The sequence below is a fragment of the Colwellia sp. KS18-150 genome (genome assembly GCF_057551365.1).
Genome location: NZ_BAAJMC010000002.1, coordinates 261,240 through 277,451, shown reverse-complemented (window position 1 = coordinate 277,451; position 16,212 = coordinate 261,240). Strand labels below are relative to the sequence as shown.

Here is a 16,212-nt window from a genome sequence, read left to right as displayed (position 1 = left end):
GCACAAATGCTATTCATATTAATTATACCCTCTATAACACATTGAAAAATAGTTGTTAATTATATTGGCACATGATTTGTACTATAGATGTCAGTAATTCAAAATAACTATAAAAAGAGGTCCACATGAAGATAGTTAACGCAATCATTAAACCATTTAAACTTGATGATGTACGTGAAGCCATTTCTGAAATTGGTGTTGAAGGTATCACAGTTAGTGAAGTAAAAGGGTTTGGTCGTCAAAAAGGTCACACTGAGTTGTATCGTGGTGCTGAGTATCAAGTAGACTTTTTACCAAAAGTTAAATTAGAAATCGCCGTAAACGACGATATCGTAGAACGTTTAGTCGAAACGATTACTAAAGCTGCTTATACAGGCAAAATTGGTGACGGTAAGATTTTTGTTTATAACCTTGAACAAGCCGTACGTATTCGTACTGGCGAGTCAGATTCAGAAGCTTTATAGGAGATAGACAATGGAACAAAATATTTTTCAACTTCAATATGCAATGGATACGTTCTACTTCCTAGTTTGTGGTGCGTTAGTTATGTGGATGGCAGCAGGCTTCTCAATGTTAGAAGCGGGTCTTGTTCGTGCTAAAAACACCACAGAAATTTTGACTAAAAACGTCGCGTTATATGCAATTGCTTGTATCATGTACTTAGTCGTTGGCTATGACATCATGTACGGTGGTGGTGTTTTCTTAGACGGTATCGCACTTGATGGCGCTGCTGATGCTGATGCACTAGTTGGTGCTGTATTAGCTGAGTCTGCTGAAGCCGGTTTTGGCGGTGGTGCAGTATACTCAAATGCTTCTGACTTTTTCTTCCAAGTAGTATTTGTTGCTACAGCAATGTCTATTGTTTCAGGTGCCGTTGCTGAGCGTATGAAATTATGGGCTTTCTTAGCGTTCACAGTTGTATTAACAGGCTTTATCTATCCGATGGAAGGTGCTTGGACGTGGAATGGCGATTCAGTTTTCGGTCTTTATACGTTAGGCGACCTTGGTTTCTCTGATTTTGCCGGCTCTGGTATTGTACATATGGCGGGTGCTTCTGCTGCATTAGCAGGTGTATTATTACTAGGTGCTCGTAAAGGTAAATATACTCAAGACGGTAAAGTAAATGCTATCCCAGGCGCTAACTTACCTATGGCTACCTTAGGTACATTCATTTTATGGATGGGTTGGTTTGGTTTTAACGGTGGTTCTGTATTGAAACTTGCCGATGTAAACAGTGCTAACTCAGTTGCAATGGTGTTTTTAAACACTAACGCAGCAGCAGCTGCTGGTGCAATTTCAGCGCTAATTTTTGCTAAAATCTTATTTAAGAAAGCTGATTTAACAATGACCTTAAATGGTGCATTAGCTGGTCTTGTTGCTATCACTGCTGAGCCATCAACTCCTTCACCATTACAAGCTACTATTTTTGGTGCTATTGCAGGTGTGATTGTTGTACTTTCTATCTTAGCGTTAGATAAAGTTAAGATTGATGATCCAGTAGGTGCTATCTCAGTTCACGGTGTAGTTGGTTTATTTGGCCTACTTATCGTACCTATTACTAATTCAGGTTCAACATTTAGTGGTCAGCTAATTGGCGCAGCAACTATCTTTGTTTGGGTATTCTGTACTAGTTTTGTAGTATGGTTTGCACTGAAGAAAATCATCGGTATTCGCGTAAGTGAAGAAGAAGAGTACGAAGGTGTTGATAAAGCTGATTGTGGTATGGAAGCTTACCCAGAATTCACAAGAGGTTAATAACTCCTTAAGTTAGTGGCTTCGTTAAGTCGAATTCACTAACTAACTCAAGAGTTAAAATAAAAAGCAGCTTATAGCTGCTTTTTTTGTGCCTGAAATTGGAGTACTTAAATTAACGAATCATTAAATATTGTGACAATTTTTTGTTGTGAATACGTATGTAAGACCATGATAATTTACTCAAAATCGGTATGCTAATTTCTATGAATTTTAATTTTACAATTAGGCAGCCATGAAAAACCCATTAATACTTCTATTATTGTCGCTATTACCGTTCAATTTACTCGCTAAAACAGTGCAAGTTAGTTCACCTGATGGTGAGATAAATTTAACGGTTAATGATGACGATGCTCAGCCAAGCTACCAAATAGATTTTGCTCAACAGGAAATTATTGCACCTTCCCAACTTGGTATGGAATTTAAAGACACTCATAGCTTTGCTCAAGGCTTTATTATTGAAAAAGTTGTGAAAGCTAGTGCTGATGATACGTGGCAGTTACCTTGGGGGGAACGCAAACATGTACTAGACAAGCATAATGAAATTGCGGTTACGTTTACCGCCAAGCATAGTAGTAATAGTTACACGGTACGCTTTAGAGTGTTTAACGATGGTATCGGTTTTCGTTATGAAGTACCGAAACAGCCTGGCTTAGAAAACGAAGTCAACATTACTAATGAACTGACACAATTCTCATTAGCAGATGCTGAAGACGCAACGGCTTGGTGGATCCCTGCTCGTGGTTGGAATCGTTATGAATATACCTATAAAACCACTACTTTAGAAGATGTTGATAGAGTGCATACGCCATTTACTTTTAAATTAAAGTCTGGTGTACATTTAAGTATTCATGAAGCAGCTTTAGTTGATTATGCCGCGATGACACTCGATCAGCGCAGGCCGGGTTTATTTAAAGCCGATTTAACTCCTTGGTCTGATGGTATTTTGGTAAAAACTAGCGGGGATTTCAAAACACCTTGGCGTACCATTCAAATTAGTAAAGATGCGATAGGTTTACTTAACTCTGATTTAATTCTCAACCTAAATGAGCCAAATAAATTGGGTGATGTTTCTTGGGTCGAACCAGGTAAATATGTCGGTATTTGGTGGGGAATGCATGTTAATGAAAATACTTGGGCCAGTGGCGAAAAACATGGCGCAACAACGAGTGAAGCAAAACGCTATATGGACTTTGCTGCTAAATACGGTTTTAGCGGTGTCTTAGTTGAAGGCTGGAACATTGGCTGGGATGGTGAGTGGTTCTTTAATGGCGATTTATTTAATTTTACTAAAAGTTTTGATGATTTTGATATCAAAGCCGTCACTGATTATGGCAAAAAGAAAGGTGTTGATTTAATAGGACATCATGAAACATCAGGTAATGTCAGTAATTATCGAGATCAAATGTCAGCGGCGTATGCACTATACCAACAACATGGCGTTAAACAGATCAAAACCGGTTATGTGGCGGATGGTGGCAATATAAAGCGTATCGATGAATCAGGCATTGTACGTAAAGAATGGCATGATGGTCAGTATATGGTAGCAGAGTATTTACACAGCGTAACTGAAGCTGCTAAGCATAAAATAAGCATTAATACCCATGAGCCAATCAAAGCGACAGGGCTGCGACGTACTTACCCTAATTGGATTTCTAGAGAGGGTGCTAGAGGTCAAGAGTTTAATGCTTGGGGCTCACCACCTAATCCACCTGAGCATACCGCTATTCTACCATTTACAAGATTACTTGCCGGGCCAATGGATTTTACTCCAGGTATATTTGATATGGGCTTTAATGGTTTAGGTGATGAAAGTAATCGACCGCAAACAACACTGGCCAAACAATTAGCTCTTTATGTTGTGTTGTATAGCCCGATACAAATGGCCGCTGATTTACCACGTAACTATGTTGCTAATTTAGATGCCTTTCAATTCATTATTGACGTGCCAACCGATTGGCAAGAAAGTAAGGCGGTAGCAGGTGAAGTAGGTGATTACGTGGTTTTTGCCAGGCAAGAACGCGATGGCAATGATTGGTATTTAGGAGCACTAACGGATGAAGAGTCTCGAGAAGTAACCATTAAATTGGACTTTTTAGCGACAGGTAAAAAATACCAAGCACAAATTTATCGAGATGGTGAAAAAGCGGAATGGAAAAATAATCCGTATGACATGATTATTGAGCAAAAGAATGTCACTGCAAAAGACATGTTAACGTTAAAACTTGCCACCAGTGGTGGTACTGCAATTCGCTTTAAAGCGCTTAATTAAAATTGCATAAATAGGCCTTAACCTAACTCGCGATGGACTAACATTTAGCCCATCGCAGTTTAAGTTATATCATGACGCTTTTTTTAAGATGACTTTTCTTAGAGAAATTAAAGATAAAATCAATAATGATACCCAGCCTAAAGAGCCACCGCCACTGCTATCACTATCAGGCGTAGTTGGCTCATCAGGGGTAGAAGGAGTATTAATTAAAGTATTTTTTATCGGCGTTAAATCTGCATCCGTAACTTCTGATGAATCGATAACGATTATTTGATTGATAACAACAAAATTTTCAATACCCGGTGTGCTTAAGTCGCTACAATTTTGACTAGTATAATCTGGCATTGGAATATCTTGGCAAAGATCTATACTCGCAATCTGCTCCACTACAGCCATACCATCACCAATAACTTGGCCAAAAACAGTAAAACCATCATTTTGCAAATCTAAATTACTGGCGTTATTTGCTAAATTAAAAAACCATTGATTCGTGGCGCTGTCAGGTTGACCGCCAACTTTCGCCATGGCAATAGTGCCCGTAACGTTGGAGTATATCGGCTCGTTTATTACTGAAGGGTTAGTGACTTTGGCTGTTAGTGGGAATTCACCATCAAAAGTAAAGCCGCCACCTTGCACAACAAAGTCTGGTACTGAACGATGTATTACCGTATTGGTATAGTGCTCTTCTTCAACATATTGAAGAAAATTAGCAACCGTCTCAGGGGTAGTTTGGTCAAATAGGTTTACTTGAATATTACCTTGTGAGGTTTGAAATTCAACGATGGTAGCATTAACTGAACTGCTATAAGTTAGTATAACTAGGATGAGAGCAAGTGATTTATTGAACATATGTTTATAAGTGTAATTTAAAGTATCCCCGCATCATAAAGAGTGTTGTTTGGTAATTCAACAATCATTCGCCTGAGTTACCAAACAATAACATTTTAAAAAATAACGATGTCATCAAAATTAGAGTTAACGTTATTTCGGTGTGATGAGCTTAATTAAAATCTCATCTGATAAGTAAGCTTCATCCACATCTTGCAATTTGTTGTAGCGGATCATGGAGCGTAGGCCATCAATATAAGCTTGGCCTCGCTCAGAGTATTTACCTAAAGTACCCGCTAATTCTAAACCTGTGATGGGCTTGTTTTCTTTTCTTAACTTAGCCCTTAAGGTTCGTAACTCTTGATAAGCAGAAGTGATATTAATATTTAACATATAGCCTTCAACAGACGCTAAAGGACTGTTAAATCGAGCTAAACCATAATTTCCTAACTCTTTACGTTGTTGTTTTGGGGCCATACCTTTGCCAGAGAAATCCCATTGACCGAAAAAGGCATTACCTTCCTCAGTAAAACGTGATGTTGCCCAACCACTTTCTTCTGCTGCTTGCGCTAATGCAAGCGAAGGAGGCATGATATCTACTTGAGATAATAGCTTATCCCGCTGCTCAGACGTGATTTTGGTGATACCAGCTTTGGCTTGACGATATTTAACAGCAATTGCTAATAGCTCAGGCGAATCTAGAGGGGCAGATTTAATAACAGCTCGCTCTTTTACAATGTTTTCATTAGACATTAATACGAGTGGCGCCATTAACCTGAAAAACACCGCTTTTTTTTGTTGTACTGGAATGTGGTTTGAGGTCTCCTTCCAGCGCTCGCTCACCGAGCTAAATGTTAAACGAGGTACTTCTCTATTGCCGGTCTGCCAGTCTTTGTTCGTGTAGTGGTGCTGCTTAAATAGTGAAATTAATTCATCAAGTGAATTGATTTCAATACTAATATAGTCTTTCGCCTGGCTGACATTACTAAAGTGTAAATTACTTATTAGTAGGCTAATGAGTAATGCTGATCTTTTAATCATGACTTCCCTCTCTATTAATATAAATTCTTTTTATCATCATTAGATGGTATAAATTACCAGTTCACTTTTGTAACGTTACATTACAAAAGCTAAATAGTGTTGTTTTAGGTTGAGTTAAGGTTGTTATATGCCTCGTATATTATTGTTGCTGCTGTTTGTTTCTGTTGAGTTATTAGCTCAACCGGAAGAGGTTAGCCTGCAACTTGATAAGTTAGCGCAACTCGAAGATAAAACGGTTGTCACAGAACAATTATCTCTATTACTGGATCAGAACAATCTAACTGTACCGCAACGATTTGAAGCCTTGTTACTCCAAAGCCAAAGTTACTTATCCTTGAATAACTTTGAACAAGCGATGCTTGTTAGCCAAAAAGCAAATCACTTAGCCAGACAAGGAAAATTATTTGCTCAACAAGCTAAAGCGAATAAATTACAAGGTGTTATCGCCTACTACCAAGGTCACTATAAAAAGGCGTTACATTTTTATCAAGCTTCATTGGCTTATTTTCAAAGCTTATCAAATTTTAAATCTCAACTTGCACAAGCTGAAATAGCAATAAGCCAAGCCAATCTATTAAATAATATTGCCTTAGTACAAACTTCTCAAGGAGACTCAATTGCCGCGCTAGCTAGTTACCAACAAGCAGATTCATTGTATCAACGTTTTGGTAATGAAGAGGATAAAGTAGATGTTAGGTATAATATTGCTACCTTGTATATCAGTTTGCGCCGCGATGAATTAGCAATCTCAATGTTAAAGCAAGTTATTGATAAACGTGTGGAGCTTGCTGATGATTATGGTGTAGCAACGGCATCGGCAGACTTGGGGGTTGCTTATAAATACTCAGGTCAATTACAAGAAGCCAAACAATATAATCTTGAGGCACTTCATTATTTTCAACAACATGAGCATGAGTACGATGTTGCGGCACAATTGCATAATATTGCCGAAATTTATTATGAATTAGAGCAAGTAGACAAAGCCGTAATTTATGCTAGCCAAGCGGCTAAAAAGAGTAAAGCAATTGGCCACCAAAAAGCTTATGGCGGCTCTTTACATACGTTAGCCAAAACGTATTTTTATCGAGAAAAAATCAACCAATCTTTAGAGCATTTGCAACAATCGAATATTGTCGCAGATAAAATGGGCTATCAAAAATTGCTTGATAATAATTTACGCTTGCAAGCCTTAATTTTTGCTGCTCAAGGGAAAGCGGCGCAAGCGTTAGAATCTCAATATAGTTATGAGAACAGACGTCTTGAACAAGTAAATGAAAAGTTAAATGAGCAGTTAGCTCGTTTTGAATCTGATCAATTGTCACAGCAGGTTGAAAGTTTACAGCAAAGTAAAAAATTACAGCAATTGCAAAATATTAAAGATGAACAGCAACGAAACTTTATCATTATTGCCGTTATTTTTATCATGATAGTGTTGTTCTTAGTTTACCGTAGGTATCTAGAAAGTCAGTTAACAAAGAATTTAGAAGCGGGTGTAAAGCAGCGTACTGAAGCATTAGAGTTTTTAACGAAAGAGCTGCAGCAAGCCAACCAAGTTAAGAGCCAGTTTTTGGCGAATATGAGCCATGAGATCAGAACACCGTTAACTGCCATTATTGGCCAATCTGAAGCCATCATTCATGGAGACTTTAACGGTGAATCACTCACTGAAGAAGTTGAAATTATCCATAGTAATAGCTTGCACTTATTGCAATTGATCAATGACATTCTCGATATAAGTAAAATAGAAGCAGATAAATTTGAACTAGAAGTTCGCCAACAGGATTTGCATGTCATCATTCATGAATTGAAGGATATGTTTACTAAGCAAGCGAAAAGAAAAAACCTAGCATTTACGGTTAGTCATCACCTACCAACACCTTTTCTTATTAATGTTGATGGTTTAAGGCTAAAACAGATTTTAATTAACTTATGTTCAAATGCGATTAAGTTTACTAAAGAAGGTTGGGTGACTTTAGATATTTCGTTGGTTGATAAAAAGCTCTTGTTCACGGTAACCGATACCGGTATTGGTATGAATGAAGGGCAAATTGCTAAAATCTTTAAAAGTTTTACTCAAGCAGACAATAGTATCAGTAGGCGTTTTTCCGGCTCAGGATTAGGTTTGTTTTTATCTATGCAGTTAACTAAGGTGATGTCTGGAGATATTAGTGTTACCAGTCAATTAGGGCAAGGTAGTACTTTCATATTGAAGATCCCCTTTAGTGATGATCTGCTACCTCAACAACTTCCTAATGCTAGCGAAACAATAGCATCACATACTAAAATAACTGGTTTTGTCGGAAAAATACTGCTGGCCGATGATCATGAGGATAATAGACGTCTTATTACTCGACTATTAACTAGTTTAGGTCTTGAAGTTATTGAAGCTAGAAATGGTAAAGAAGCCGTTGAGCAATGTATGCAGCATCAACCTTCATTAACCTTACTTGATATACAAATGCCAGAAATGGATGGCATTCAAGCTTTACAAAAACTAAGGGAGTTTGGCTGTACTCAACCTATTTACGCACTTACTGCAAATGCCATGTCTCACGAAATAAGACAATACTTAACCCTTGGTTTTGATGGTCATTTAAAAAAGCCAATTGAAAGAGATAAGTTTGTTGCCGCTATTGCTCATTATTACCCTAATATAGAGAAATCGACACAACAAATTTCTGAAGAAATTATTGATGTTGATATCGATGATTTGGTACTGACTTTTCAACAGCACTTAAATCAAGACAGCCAAGAGATAAGTGAATTCTTTGAACAAGGCGATAATATCAACCTTGCTCGAGTAGTGCATAAGTTAGCAGGGGCGGCAAAAATGTTTGGCTTTGCTGAATTGTCTCAAAGTGCACAGGAGCTAGAAATAGCCATTAAAACGCAACAAGATGAAAAAATTGCTGATTTAACTCACTGTTTATTAGATGAAATTAACATAGTAAAAATTTCATGATCAAGGTTTAAATAAATGTCCACAAAGTTTTCATATTCACAAGCCCTATTGGCTGTAGCTATTGCTTATTTTGCTTACGCTTTACTTAGCTTTACTAAAGAGATTCCTGATTTTATTAATGCGGTTGATAGAGCAACCCCTCATATTGAGGCCATTGTTAAAGAAGTGAATACTGTTAGTGATGAAGTGACTCAGGTTAGGCTGGTCGTCAATGAACAATTACCTGCTATTTTATTGCGAATTGATAATACTTTACCTTTGCTAGAGCGCGGGCTTGCTCAAAGTGATTATTATTCACAACAGTTACCAGAGTTATGGCAGCACTTGACGAAAATCGAAACTCAAATAACTCAAATACAGCAGGATTTACCAAATATATTAACCCGGGTAGATGATGTGGTGTTAATGACAAATAATACCACCAAGGAGTTAGCAAAATGGCGACCGCATTCGACTGAGTATTTAGCTGAATTAGAGCAATCTCGAACGGATATCCCTGAGTATTTAACACGTATTGAATATATTGTTAGCGATGCCAAAACCATGGGCAAAGAAGCGAGTAGTGGTTTAGTTTCAGGCTTCTTTAAAGGTGTTATATCATTGCCTTTTGAGGTTGTCTCAGGTTTGACTGGTATTGTAGACTCCGATTCAAAATCAGCTAAGTTATTAACTACAGCCGATGTCACTATGCTACAGGAGCAGACCATTGCACTGCTAGGAAATAGTCAGCAAAGTACCACGCATTGGCAAAACCCTCAAAGTGGTAATCGCGGACAAATTATCAAAGGCAAGCAATTTAAAAAATCAGGCTCAATCTGTCATAGAGTTACTTTTATAAATAACCTTAAAGGTCAGCAAGAAACATTAAAAGAACTTATGTGTGAAGATAACAAAGGTTTATGGCAGGTGATGTAAGCAAATTTATTTTTATTGTGTACAATAACGCAATATATAATTTTTCGATAGGAATCTCATATGGCTAGAGAACAATTTGGTATTTGCGCAGAGCCTAATTTACACGGTAGTTACTTATTATTTAACGCTTTGGATGATAAAAATTCTTTTATTCGCACTGCCTTGTCTCGGTTACCGGCTTTATTTGAAGATTACGCTGATCAGTTCTCTGAAGCGAACTTAACGGGTGTTATTGCCATAGGTGCAAATTACTGGGATGAATTTTACCCTCAAGCTCGTCCTGCGCTTCTTAGCCCATTTCCAAGTATGAATAGTGATGATAGGTTAGCCCCAGCGACTAGTGTTGATATTTATATTGAGATTCGTAGCGACCGTGGTGATGTTAATCATATTGTCAGCTCTAAAGTTTGCCAACTGTTGGCAGACAGCGTTGAGCTTATCGAACATATCCAAGCGTTTAGGTTTTTAGATGGACGTGATTTAACTGGCTTTGTTGATGGTACTGAAAATCCACAAGGTATGCACAGACGTGAAGTTGCGTTAGTAAAAGAAGCTGATGATGCAACATTTTCCAGTGGTAGTTATTTACATACTCAACGCTACCAACATAACTTAACACTATGGAATGCTTTGCAAAATAAAGAGCAAGAAGATGTTTATGGACGTACTAAGCTTGATAATATTGAATACCAAAGTGAAGACAAGCCATTAACAGCTCACACTAAACGTACTAGCTTAAAAGATGAAGATGGCAATAGCCTTGAAATTGTCAGACAAAGCATGCCTTATGGTGACATGAAACGCCAAGGGTTGTTTTTTGTATCCTACTGTCATTCTCCTAAACCTTTTGAAATAATGTTAAAAAGTATGATTCATGGTGATGGGCATGGCAACGTTGACCACTTACTTAAATATACTCAAGCTGAAACAGGTTCCGCATTTTTTGCGCCGAGTTTAACTTTTTTAGCGGGCTTGGCTGAGCAATAAGTATTTTTAAACAGCATCTAACTAGATCGTTTTACTTAATTCAAGGAAAATTTCGCGTCAATAGCTGGTTTATTGCAAGACAATTTCACGTAGAAGTCTATAAAATAGCTGTTAGAGAGACATGTGTTAAGCCGAGTTCAGGTTAATTACTGGGTAGCTCTATTGAACCATCAGAATGATAGGCCTCGATCACATAACGGCCTTGGTTAATGGCTAGCTCAGATTCAGGGGCTAATTTACCTAAGGGATATAAAGCAGGGCCGGTTGGCTCTGCTAATACATATTTTATCCCTTGATGTTCCACCACCATTTCCCCTGGATTTTCAGGAATAGCTATACCAATAAATGCGTGTTGATCAATATATATCATCGCCATATCTATGCGTGGCATCAAAGCACGTAATAAAGTGGCAGTTAGCGTCATTTTACTATCACAATCTCCTTGGTTCTCCCAAATTAGTTTAGCAGGAGGATTAAACCCAGCGCCTGATGAGCTGATACGGGACTCTAAAGTAGAGTAAGGAATACTCTGGACAAACCCTAATACATAGTTGGTGACTTTACGTATGTTTTGTATAGATACCTTCTCTAAAATAATACCTTTTAGAGATTTAAAGTCAGCCACCGAGCTATTGGCAATATCGATATGATTAATTTTTATGCCGGTGTGATTGTCATGATCAGTAAAGGCTTGAAAGTAATTCTTTTTAAAGTATTTATCTGTCTCTTTTTGCTCTAGCACTTTAACTTGTCGGTAGGCTTTCGTGACAGCCTCATCATCAAGCCCTTTCACTTGTATACTTATATTACCATTTTGATGTTGAAAAAAAGCTTGGGCTCCTTGAAGAGGCTGTTGCTGTAGTTGTTTCTTTACCGCTCTTAAAATTGATCTTTGTGCATATTCACTTTTATAACTCTTTAGCATTCTAAAACGCTCAAATAATGCCGCTTTGCTTAAGCTAAAGCGAATACCTTGAGGAGTATTTTGATGATCTAGCCAAGCGTAATTAAATACATGCTCTGATTCTTGTATTTGTTTAGAAAAGCTAATTTGTTCAGCTGATAATGAGCCAACAAGAAAGAGCCATGCGTAACAGACAACCTTAATAATTTTCACTGCAGATACTCGTAAATTTTCTATACTTTATGTATTAAAAGTAAAAAGCGTATAACCTTTGCGCTAGATGGCAGAGATACTATTACTATAAGACTAACGCAACCTAGAGACGAACAGCAAGTTTTGTCACTTTTAATTTACTTGCTGGCTTTACTTTTCTACTCAATAATGTATATTCAAACAACTGTTTTAATTGTTTGTTCGAATAGAATTATAACTAACGTTGTACGAAAATAAATTGATAAGGGGTTATTGTGGCCGAATATAAAGTTCCATTAAAAGATATGAGTTTTTTACTACATGAGGTGTTTAAAGCTGATGAAATGTGGCAACAATTACCCAAGCTTGCTGAGCAAGTTGATAAAGATACTGCCCAAGCTATTTTGCAAGAATGTGCAAAAATTGCTGAGCAAGAACTAGATCCTATTGCGCGTCAAGGTGATGAAATTGGCGTGAGTTTTAATGAAGGTGTGGTCACAACAGCGCCAGGTTATAAAGAAGCCTTTAACACTTATGCCGAAGGCGGTTGGACGGCACTGGGCGGCGATGTTAATTATGGCGGCATGGGCATGCCAAAAATGTTAACGGCTATGCATGAAGAAATGCTATGTAGTGCTGATATCTCGTTTGCACTTTATCCAGTATTGACTGCTGGAGCTGCTTTGTCTTTAGCAAAACACGGTAGCGAAGAGTTAAAACAACGTTACTTAACACGTATGTATTCAGGTGAATGGTCTGCATCAATGTGTTTAACGGAAGCACACTCTGGCTCTGATTTAGGTATTATTCGAACGAAAGCAATTCCACAAGAAGATGGCAGTTATAACATTACCGGTAACAAAATCTTTATTACCGGTGGTGAGCACGATCTAACTGAAAACATCATTCATTTAGTGTTAGCTAAATTGCCAGATGCTCCCGCCGGGCCTCGTGGTATTTCATTGTTTTTGGTACCAAAATTTCATGTTAACGATGATGAAACAATCGGCGAACGCAATCAAGTAAGTTGTGGCTCTATCGAGCACAAAATGGGTATTCATGCCTCAGCGACTTGTGTGATGAATTTTGATGGTGCGCAAGGTTACTTAATAGGTGAGCTAAATAAAGGCTTAGCATGTATGTTCACCATGATGAACTTTGAGCGTATTGGTGTTGGTATCCAAGGTCTTGGCGCAGCAGTTCGTTCATATCAAAATGCCTTAGAATACGCAAAAGATAGAATTCAAGGTCGCGCACTAACTGGCGCTAAATCGCCAGACCAAGCGGCCGACTCTATTATGGTACATGGCGATGTTCGTCGTATGTTATTAAATATGAAAGCCTTAAACGAAGGCTCAAGAGCTTTATCATCATACATTGCCATGCAATTAGATTATGCTACCTATGCTGAAGGTGATGAACAAGTTAAAGGTGAAGCACTAGCAGCGCTAATGACGCCTGTTGCCAAAGCTTTTTTCACCGACTTAGGTTTTGAAAATACAGTAGCTGGGCAGCAAGTACTGGGTGGTCATGGTTTCATACGTGAATGGGGTCAAGAGCAGTTAGTACGTGATGCACGAATTACGCAAATTTATGAAGGAACTAATGGTATTCAAGCCATGGATCTCTTAATGCGTAAAATAGCGGGTTCAAAAGGTAGCTTATTTAAAGTATTTATCGACGAAGTGAATACTTACATCGAAGAAAATAAACCTGATGCTGCTATGGCGGAGTTTATTACGCCACTTAAACAAGCGACCGCTGATTTGACTGATTTAACTGAAGATTTATTAACTAAATCTCAACATGATATCAATGAGCTTGGCTCATCAGCCAATGACTATTTACATGTATTTGGCTATACGGCAATGGCATATATTTGGGCGAGAATGGCACAAGTTTCTCAATCAGGACTTGCAAATAATGGTGAAAGTGGTGCTGAATTCTATCAAGGAAAGTTACATACAGCCCGTTATTACTTTACTCGATTATTGCCACGTAGACTGTCATTAATTGCTAGTGCGAAATCAGGCTGTGATTGTTTGTTTGATATTGAAGATGAGTTATTTTAATTTCTTTTAGTGATTTAATCGGGGCAGCTAGGATTTATAATCTCTGTCTTATTTAAAAAGCGAATAAAGTGATGTAAAAGCAATCAATACTCTCAATTTTTAAGTTATAAACCCTGCAATAAATGCGGGGTTTTTTGTTTGGTGAAATGAACAAATATATAAATAAATCACAAACCAATAAATTCCCTTAAAGTAGTTCGATGACACAACTGAGTGCCTAAAAACTATTTTTTACGGCTATTTTTCCCTAAATTATGGGGCAGTGTTCCACAAAACCCCACAAATTCATTCACTTCCTTGAAATTCTTACCCAGCCCTTAATTTTACTGATGTTTTGACCAGTGCTTCTGACAACATTTTTACCGAATATTAGCTTGACATAAGTTTGCATTAGTCACTAAACTGTATCAATGTGGTAAAAAGTGGGTAATTGTGGATCGAAGTCGATTGCTTAATTAAAAATGCATTAAAAAATTTAACCCAAAAAGGTTAGCTTAACGATATGTTTAGAGGCGCTAGCGCAATCACGCTTGATAGCAAAAACAGAATCACCATACCAACACGGTATCGTGAGGAGCTATTGAGTGATTGTGAAGGGAAAATGATTTGCACGGTTGATATTCAACATTCGTGTTTATTGTTGTACCCATTGCCTGAGTGGGAAGAGATAGAGCTGAAATTATGCAACCTATCAAGTATGAACCCGCAAGAGCGTCTTTTGCAACAGGTGTTGTTAGGTAATGCTACCGAGTGCGATATGGATAAAAATGGCCGTCTACTGATTAACGGACCATTAAGACAACATGCGAATTTAGAAAAATCCATCATGCTTGTTGGTCAATTGAAAAAATTTGAAATTTGGTGCGAGTCGGCATGGCAAGCTCAAATGCAACAAGGTATTAGTAAAATTCAATCGGGTGAAATTGAATTGACAGATCGTTTATTAGATTTATCCCTGTAAATTAACAACAATAATTAAGAGTATAAAAATAACAACATGGAATTAGATAAAACACATATCTCTGTTTTATTAAGCGAGGCAGTGGAGGGATTAAGTATCAATCCTGACGGCTGTTATATCGACTGTACTTTTGGTCGTGGCGGTCACTCGACTCTAATTCTATCTAAGCTTTCAGAAAAAGGTCGATTACTGGCTATTGATCGAGATCCGAGCGCGATTGCTGCAGCAGAAAAATTCAAAGATGACGAGCGCTTTCATATCGAGCATCAAGGTTTTGCTCATTTAGCCGATATTGCCGCTCAACATAATCTAACCGATAAAGTGGATGGCATTTTACTCGATCTAGGTGTTTCTTCACCGCAATTAGACGAGGCTGAACGTGGCTTTAGCTTTATGAAAGATGGTCCGCTAGATATGCGTATGGACACATCACGCGGTCAAACTGCTGCGCAGTGGTTAGCCGTTGCTGATGTTGAAGATATTACTTGGGTATTAAGAACTTTCGGCGAAGAAAAGCATGCATGGCGTATTGCAAACGCCATAGTTGATGCACGAAAAGAAACTCCTTTTACTCGTACTGGTGAGTTAGCGAAATTAATCAAAACCACGGCACCACAACGAGAAATCAAAAAACACCCAGCAACGCGTAGTTTTCAAGCAATTCGTATGTACATCAATAGTGAATTAGAACAAATAGAAAAGGCATTAGCAGCCTCTCTTGACGTTTTACATAAAGATGGGCGTTTAGTGGTGATCAGTTTTCATTCTCTGGAAGACAGGTTGGTTAAGCAGTTTATGAAAAAGCACTCTCAAGGTAAAAAGGTGCCTCGTGGATTGCCTGTGAGTGAAGCAGAATTGAATAAAGGTAAAAAGTTACAGTTAATTGGTCGTAAATTAAAGCCGAGTAAATCTGAAGTAGAAGAAAATGTTCGCTCACGTAGTTCAGTGTTACGTATAGCTCAACGTTTAGAAAAACTTGCTGATTAGCGATGCCAATGCAAAAAGTTACACCACGAAAAAAGGTGCTAGCAGTTGATATTTGGCAAGACATTTTACGGTATTTTGTTTGTTATTTACTGTTAGCTATGGTGGTTGTGTCGGCATTTTCGGTGATTTATTACACCCACGTTAACAGACAAACTACTAGTGAATTAGAACTATTGTTAACCGAGCGAGATGAGTTAGATATTGAGTGGCGTAATTTACTTTTAGAGCAGAATTCTCTAGCAGAGCATAGCGCCATAGAAAGTAAAGCGAAAAAATTACTGAACATGAAACGGCCAGATGCCAATTCAGAAATAATTATTACTTTAAAGTAGCACAACA

The 16,212-nt window shown here is 37.9% G+C and carries 13 protein-coding genes; 10 read left to right on the top strand and 3 right to left on the bottom strand.

Annotated features, from left to right (window positions below; translation table 11 throughout):
* Positions 1-125: 125 nt before the first annotated feature.
* The 3 genes from glnK to AC27IF_RS04535 all read left to right on the top strand — a co-directional run bounded on the left by glnK (position 126) and on the right by AC27IF_RS04535 (position 4,024).
* The gene (gene glnK / locus AC27IF_RS04545) at positions 126-464 is read left to right on the top strand and encodes a P-II family nitrogen regulator (RefSeq protein ID WP_487052547.1); all 339 of its coding nucleotides are present in this window, start codon (positions 126-128) and stop codon (positions 462-464) included.
* A gap of 10 nt (positions 465-474) precedes the next feature.
* Positions 475-1,755 carry an ammonium transporter gene (locus AC27IF_RS04540; protein WP_487052546.1) on the top strand — a complete coding sequence of 427 codons (1,281 nt, stop codon included), beginning with the start codon at positions 475-477 and terminating at the stop codon, positions 1,753-1,755.
* Between the two features lie 232 nt (positions 1,756-1,987).
* Entirely contained in the window at positions 1,988-4,024 is a 2,037-nt protein-coding gene (locus AC27IF_RS04535; RefSeq protein ID WP_487052545.1) for a glycoside hydrolase family 97 protein, read from the top strand.
* Between the two features lie 69 nt (positions 4,025-4,093).
* On the opposite strand, the gene AC27IF_RS04530 is transcribed toward AC27IF_RS04535, so the two are convergent.
* Positions 4,094-4,873, bottom strand: a complete 780-nt coding sequence (locus AC27IF_RS04530) for a peptidylprolyl isomerase (RefSeq protein ID WP_487052544.1) — start codon at positions 4,871-4,873, stop codon at positions 4,094-4,096.
* A 132-nt stretch (positions 4,874-5,005) separates the two neighbouring features.
* The gene (locus AC27IF_RS04525) at positions 5,006-5,893 is read right to left on the bottom strand and encodes a glucosaminidase domain-containing protein (RefSeq protein ID WP_487052543.1); all 888 of its coding nucleotides are present in this window, start codon (positions 5,891-5,893) and stop codon (positions 5,006-5,008) included.
* A gap of 127 nt (positions 5,894-6,020) precedes the next feature.
* Between AC27IF_RS04525 and AC27IF_RS04520 the strand changes: the two genes are divergently transcribed.
* From AC27IF_RS04520 to AC27IF_RS04510, 3 genes are read left to right on the top strand one after another with little or no spacing between them, the layout of a single operon-like run.
* Positions 6,021-8,855 (top strand): response regulator, encoded by a 2,835-nt coding sequence (locus tag AC27IF_RS04520; RefSeq protein ID WP_487052542.1) that lies wholly within the window; start codon positions 6,021-6,023, stop codon positions 8,853-8,855.
* A gap of 15 nt (positions 8,856-8,870) precedes the next feature.
* Positions 8,871-9,770 (top strand): RT0821/Lpp0805 family surface protein, encoded by a 900-nt coding sequence (locus AC27IF_RS04515; RefSeq protein ID WP_487052541.1) that lies wholly within the window; start codon positions 8,871-8,873, stop codon positions 9,768-9,770.
* A gap of 60 nt (positions 9,771-9,830) precedes the next feature.
* A complete protein-coding gene (locus tag AC27IF_RS04510; RefSeq protein WP_487052540.1) occupies positions 9,831-10,757 on the top strand; it encodes a Dyp-type peroxidase in 927 nt (308 codons plus the stop codon).
* A 142-nt stretch (positions 10,758-10,899) separates the two neighbouring features.
* Here the strand turns inward: AC27IF_RS04510 and AC27IF_RS04505 are convergent, their stop codons facing one another.
* Positions 10,900-11,874, bottom strand: coding sequence for a hypothetical protein (locus tag AC27IF_RS04505; RefSeq protein WP_487052539.1), 975 nt, complete (start codon positions 11,872-11,874; stop codon positions 10,900-10,902).
* A 254-nt stretch (positions 11,875-12,128) separates the two neighbouring features.
* Here AC27IF_RS04505 and AC27IF_RS04500 point away from each other — a divergent pair, with 254 nt between their 5' ends.
* From AC27IF_RS04500 to ftsL, 4 genes are all read left to right on the top strand, one after another.
* Positions 12,129-13,925, top strand: a complete 1,797-nt coding sequence (locus tag AC27IF_RS04500) for an acyl-CoA dehydrogenase C-terminal domain-containing protein (RefSeq protein ID WP_487052538.1) — start codon at positions 12,129-12,131, stop codon at positions 13,923-13,925.
* Between the two features lie 502 nt (positions 13,926-14,427).
* A complete protein-coding gene (gene mraZ, locus AC27IF_RS04495; RefSeq protein WP_487052537.1) occupies positions 14,428-14,886 on the top strand; it encodes a division/cell wall cluster transcriptional repressor MraZ in 459 nt (152 codons plus the stop codon).
* Positions 14,887-14,922: 36 nt separating this feature from the next.
* Positions 14,923-15,873: a 16S rRNA (cytosine(1402)-N(4))-methyltransferase RsmH gene (gene rsmH / locus AC27IF_RS04490; protein ID WP_487052536.1), complete on the top strand. Its 951-nt coding sequence runs from the start codon at positions 14,923-14,925 to the stop codon at positions 15,871-15,873.
* 8 nt (positions 15,874-15,881) lie between these two features.
* Positions 15,882-16,205, top strand: coding sequence for a cell division protein FtsL (gene ftsL, locus AC27IF_RS04485; RefSeq protein WP_487052535.1), 324 nt, complete (start codon positions 15,882-15,884; stop codon positions 16,203-16,205).
* The last annotated feature ends 7 nt before the right edge of the window (positions 16,206-16,212 follow it).

Excerpts from the sequence above, each read along its gene's own strand:
- glnK (WP_487052547.1), top strand. The coding sequence starts at position 126 with ATGAAGATAGTTAACGCAATCATTAAACCATTTAAACTTGATGATGTA.
- AC27IF_RS04540 (WP_487052546.1), top strand. The coding sequence starts at position 475 with ATGGAACAAAATATTTTTCAACTTCAATATGCAATGGATACGTTCTAC.
- AC27IF_RS04535 (WP_487052545.1), top strand. The coding sequence starts at position 1,988 with ATGAAAAACCCATTAATACTTCTATTATTGTCGCTATTACCGTTCAAT.
- AC27IF_RS04530 (WP_487052544.1), bottom strand. The coding sequence starts at position 4,873 with ATGTTCAATAAATCACTTGCTCTCATCCTAGTTATACTAACTTATAGC.
- AC27IF_RS04525 (WP_487052543.1), bottom strand. The coding sequence starts at position 5,893 with ATGATTAAAAGATCAGCATTACTCATTAGCCTACTAATAAGTAATTTA.
- AC27IF_RS04520 (WP_487052542.1), top strand. The coding sequence starts at position 6,021 with ATGCCTCGTATATTATTGTTGCTGCTGTTTGTTTCTGTTGAGTTATTA.
- AC27IF_RS04515 (WP_487052541.1), top strand. The coding sequence starts at position 8,871 with ATGTCCACAAAGTTTTCATATTCACAAGCCCTATTGGCTGTAGCTATT.
- AC27IF_RS04510 (WP_487052540.1), top strand. The coding sequence starts at position 9,831 with ATGGCTAGAGAACAATTTGGTATTTGCGCAGAGCCTAATTTACACGGT.
- mraZ (WP_487052537.1), top strand. The coding sequence starts at position 14,428 with ATGTTTAGAGGCGCTAGCGCAATCACGCTTGATAGCAAAAACAGAATC.
- rsmH (WP_487052536.1), top strand. The coding sequence starts at position 14,923 with ATGGAATTAGATAAAACACATATCTCTGTTTTATTAAGCGAGGCAGTG.
- ftsL (WP_487052535.1), top strand. The coding sequence starts at position 15,882 with ATGCAAAAAGTTACACCACGAAAAAAGGTGCTAGCAGTTGATATTTGG.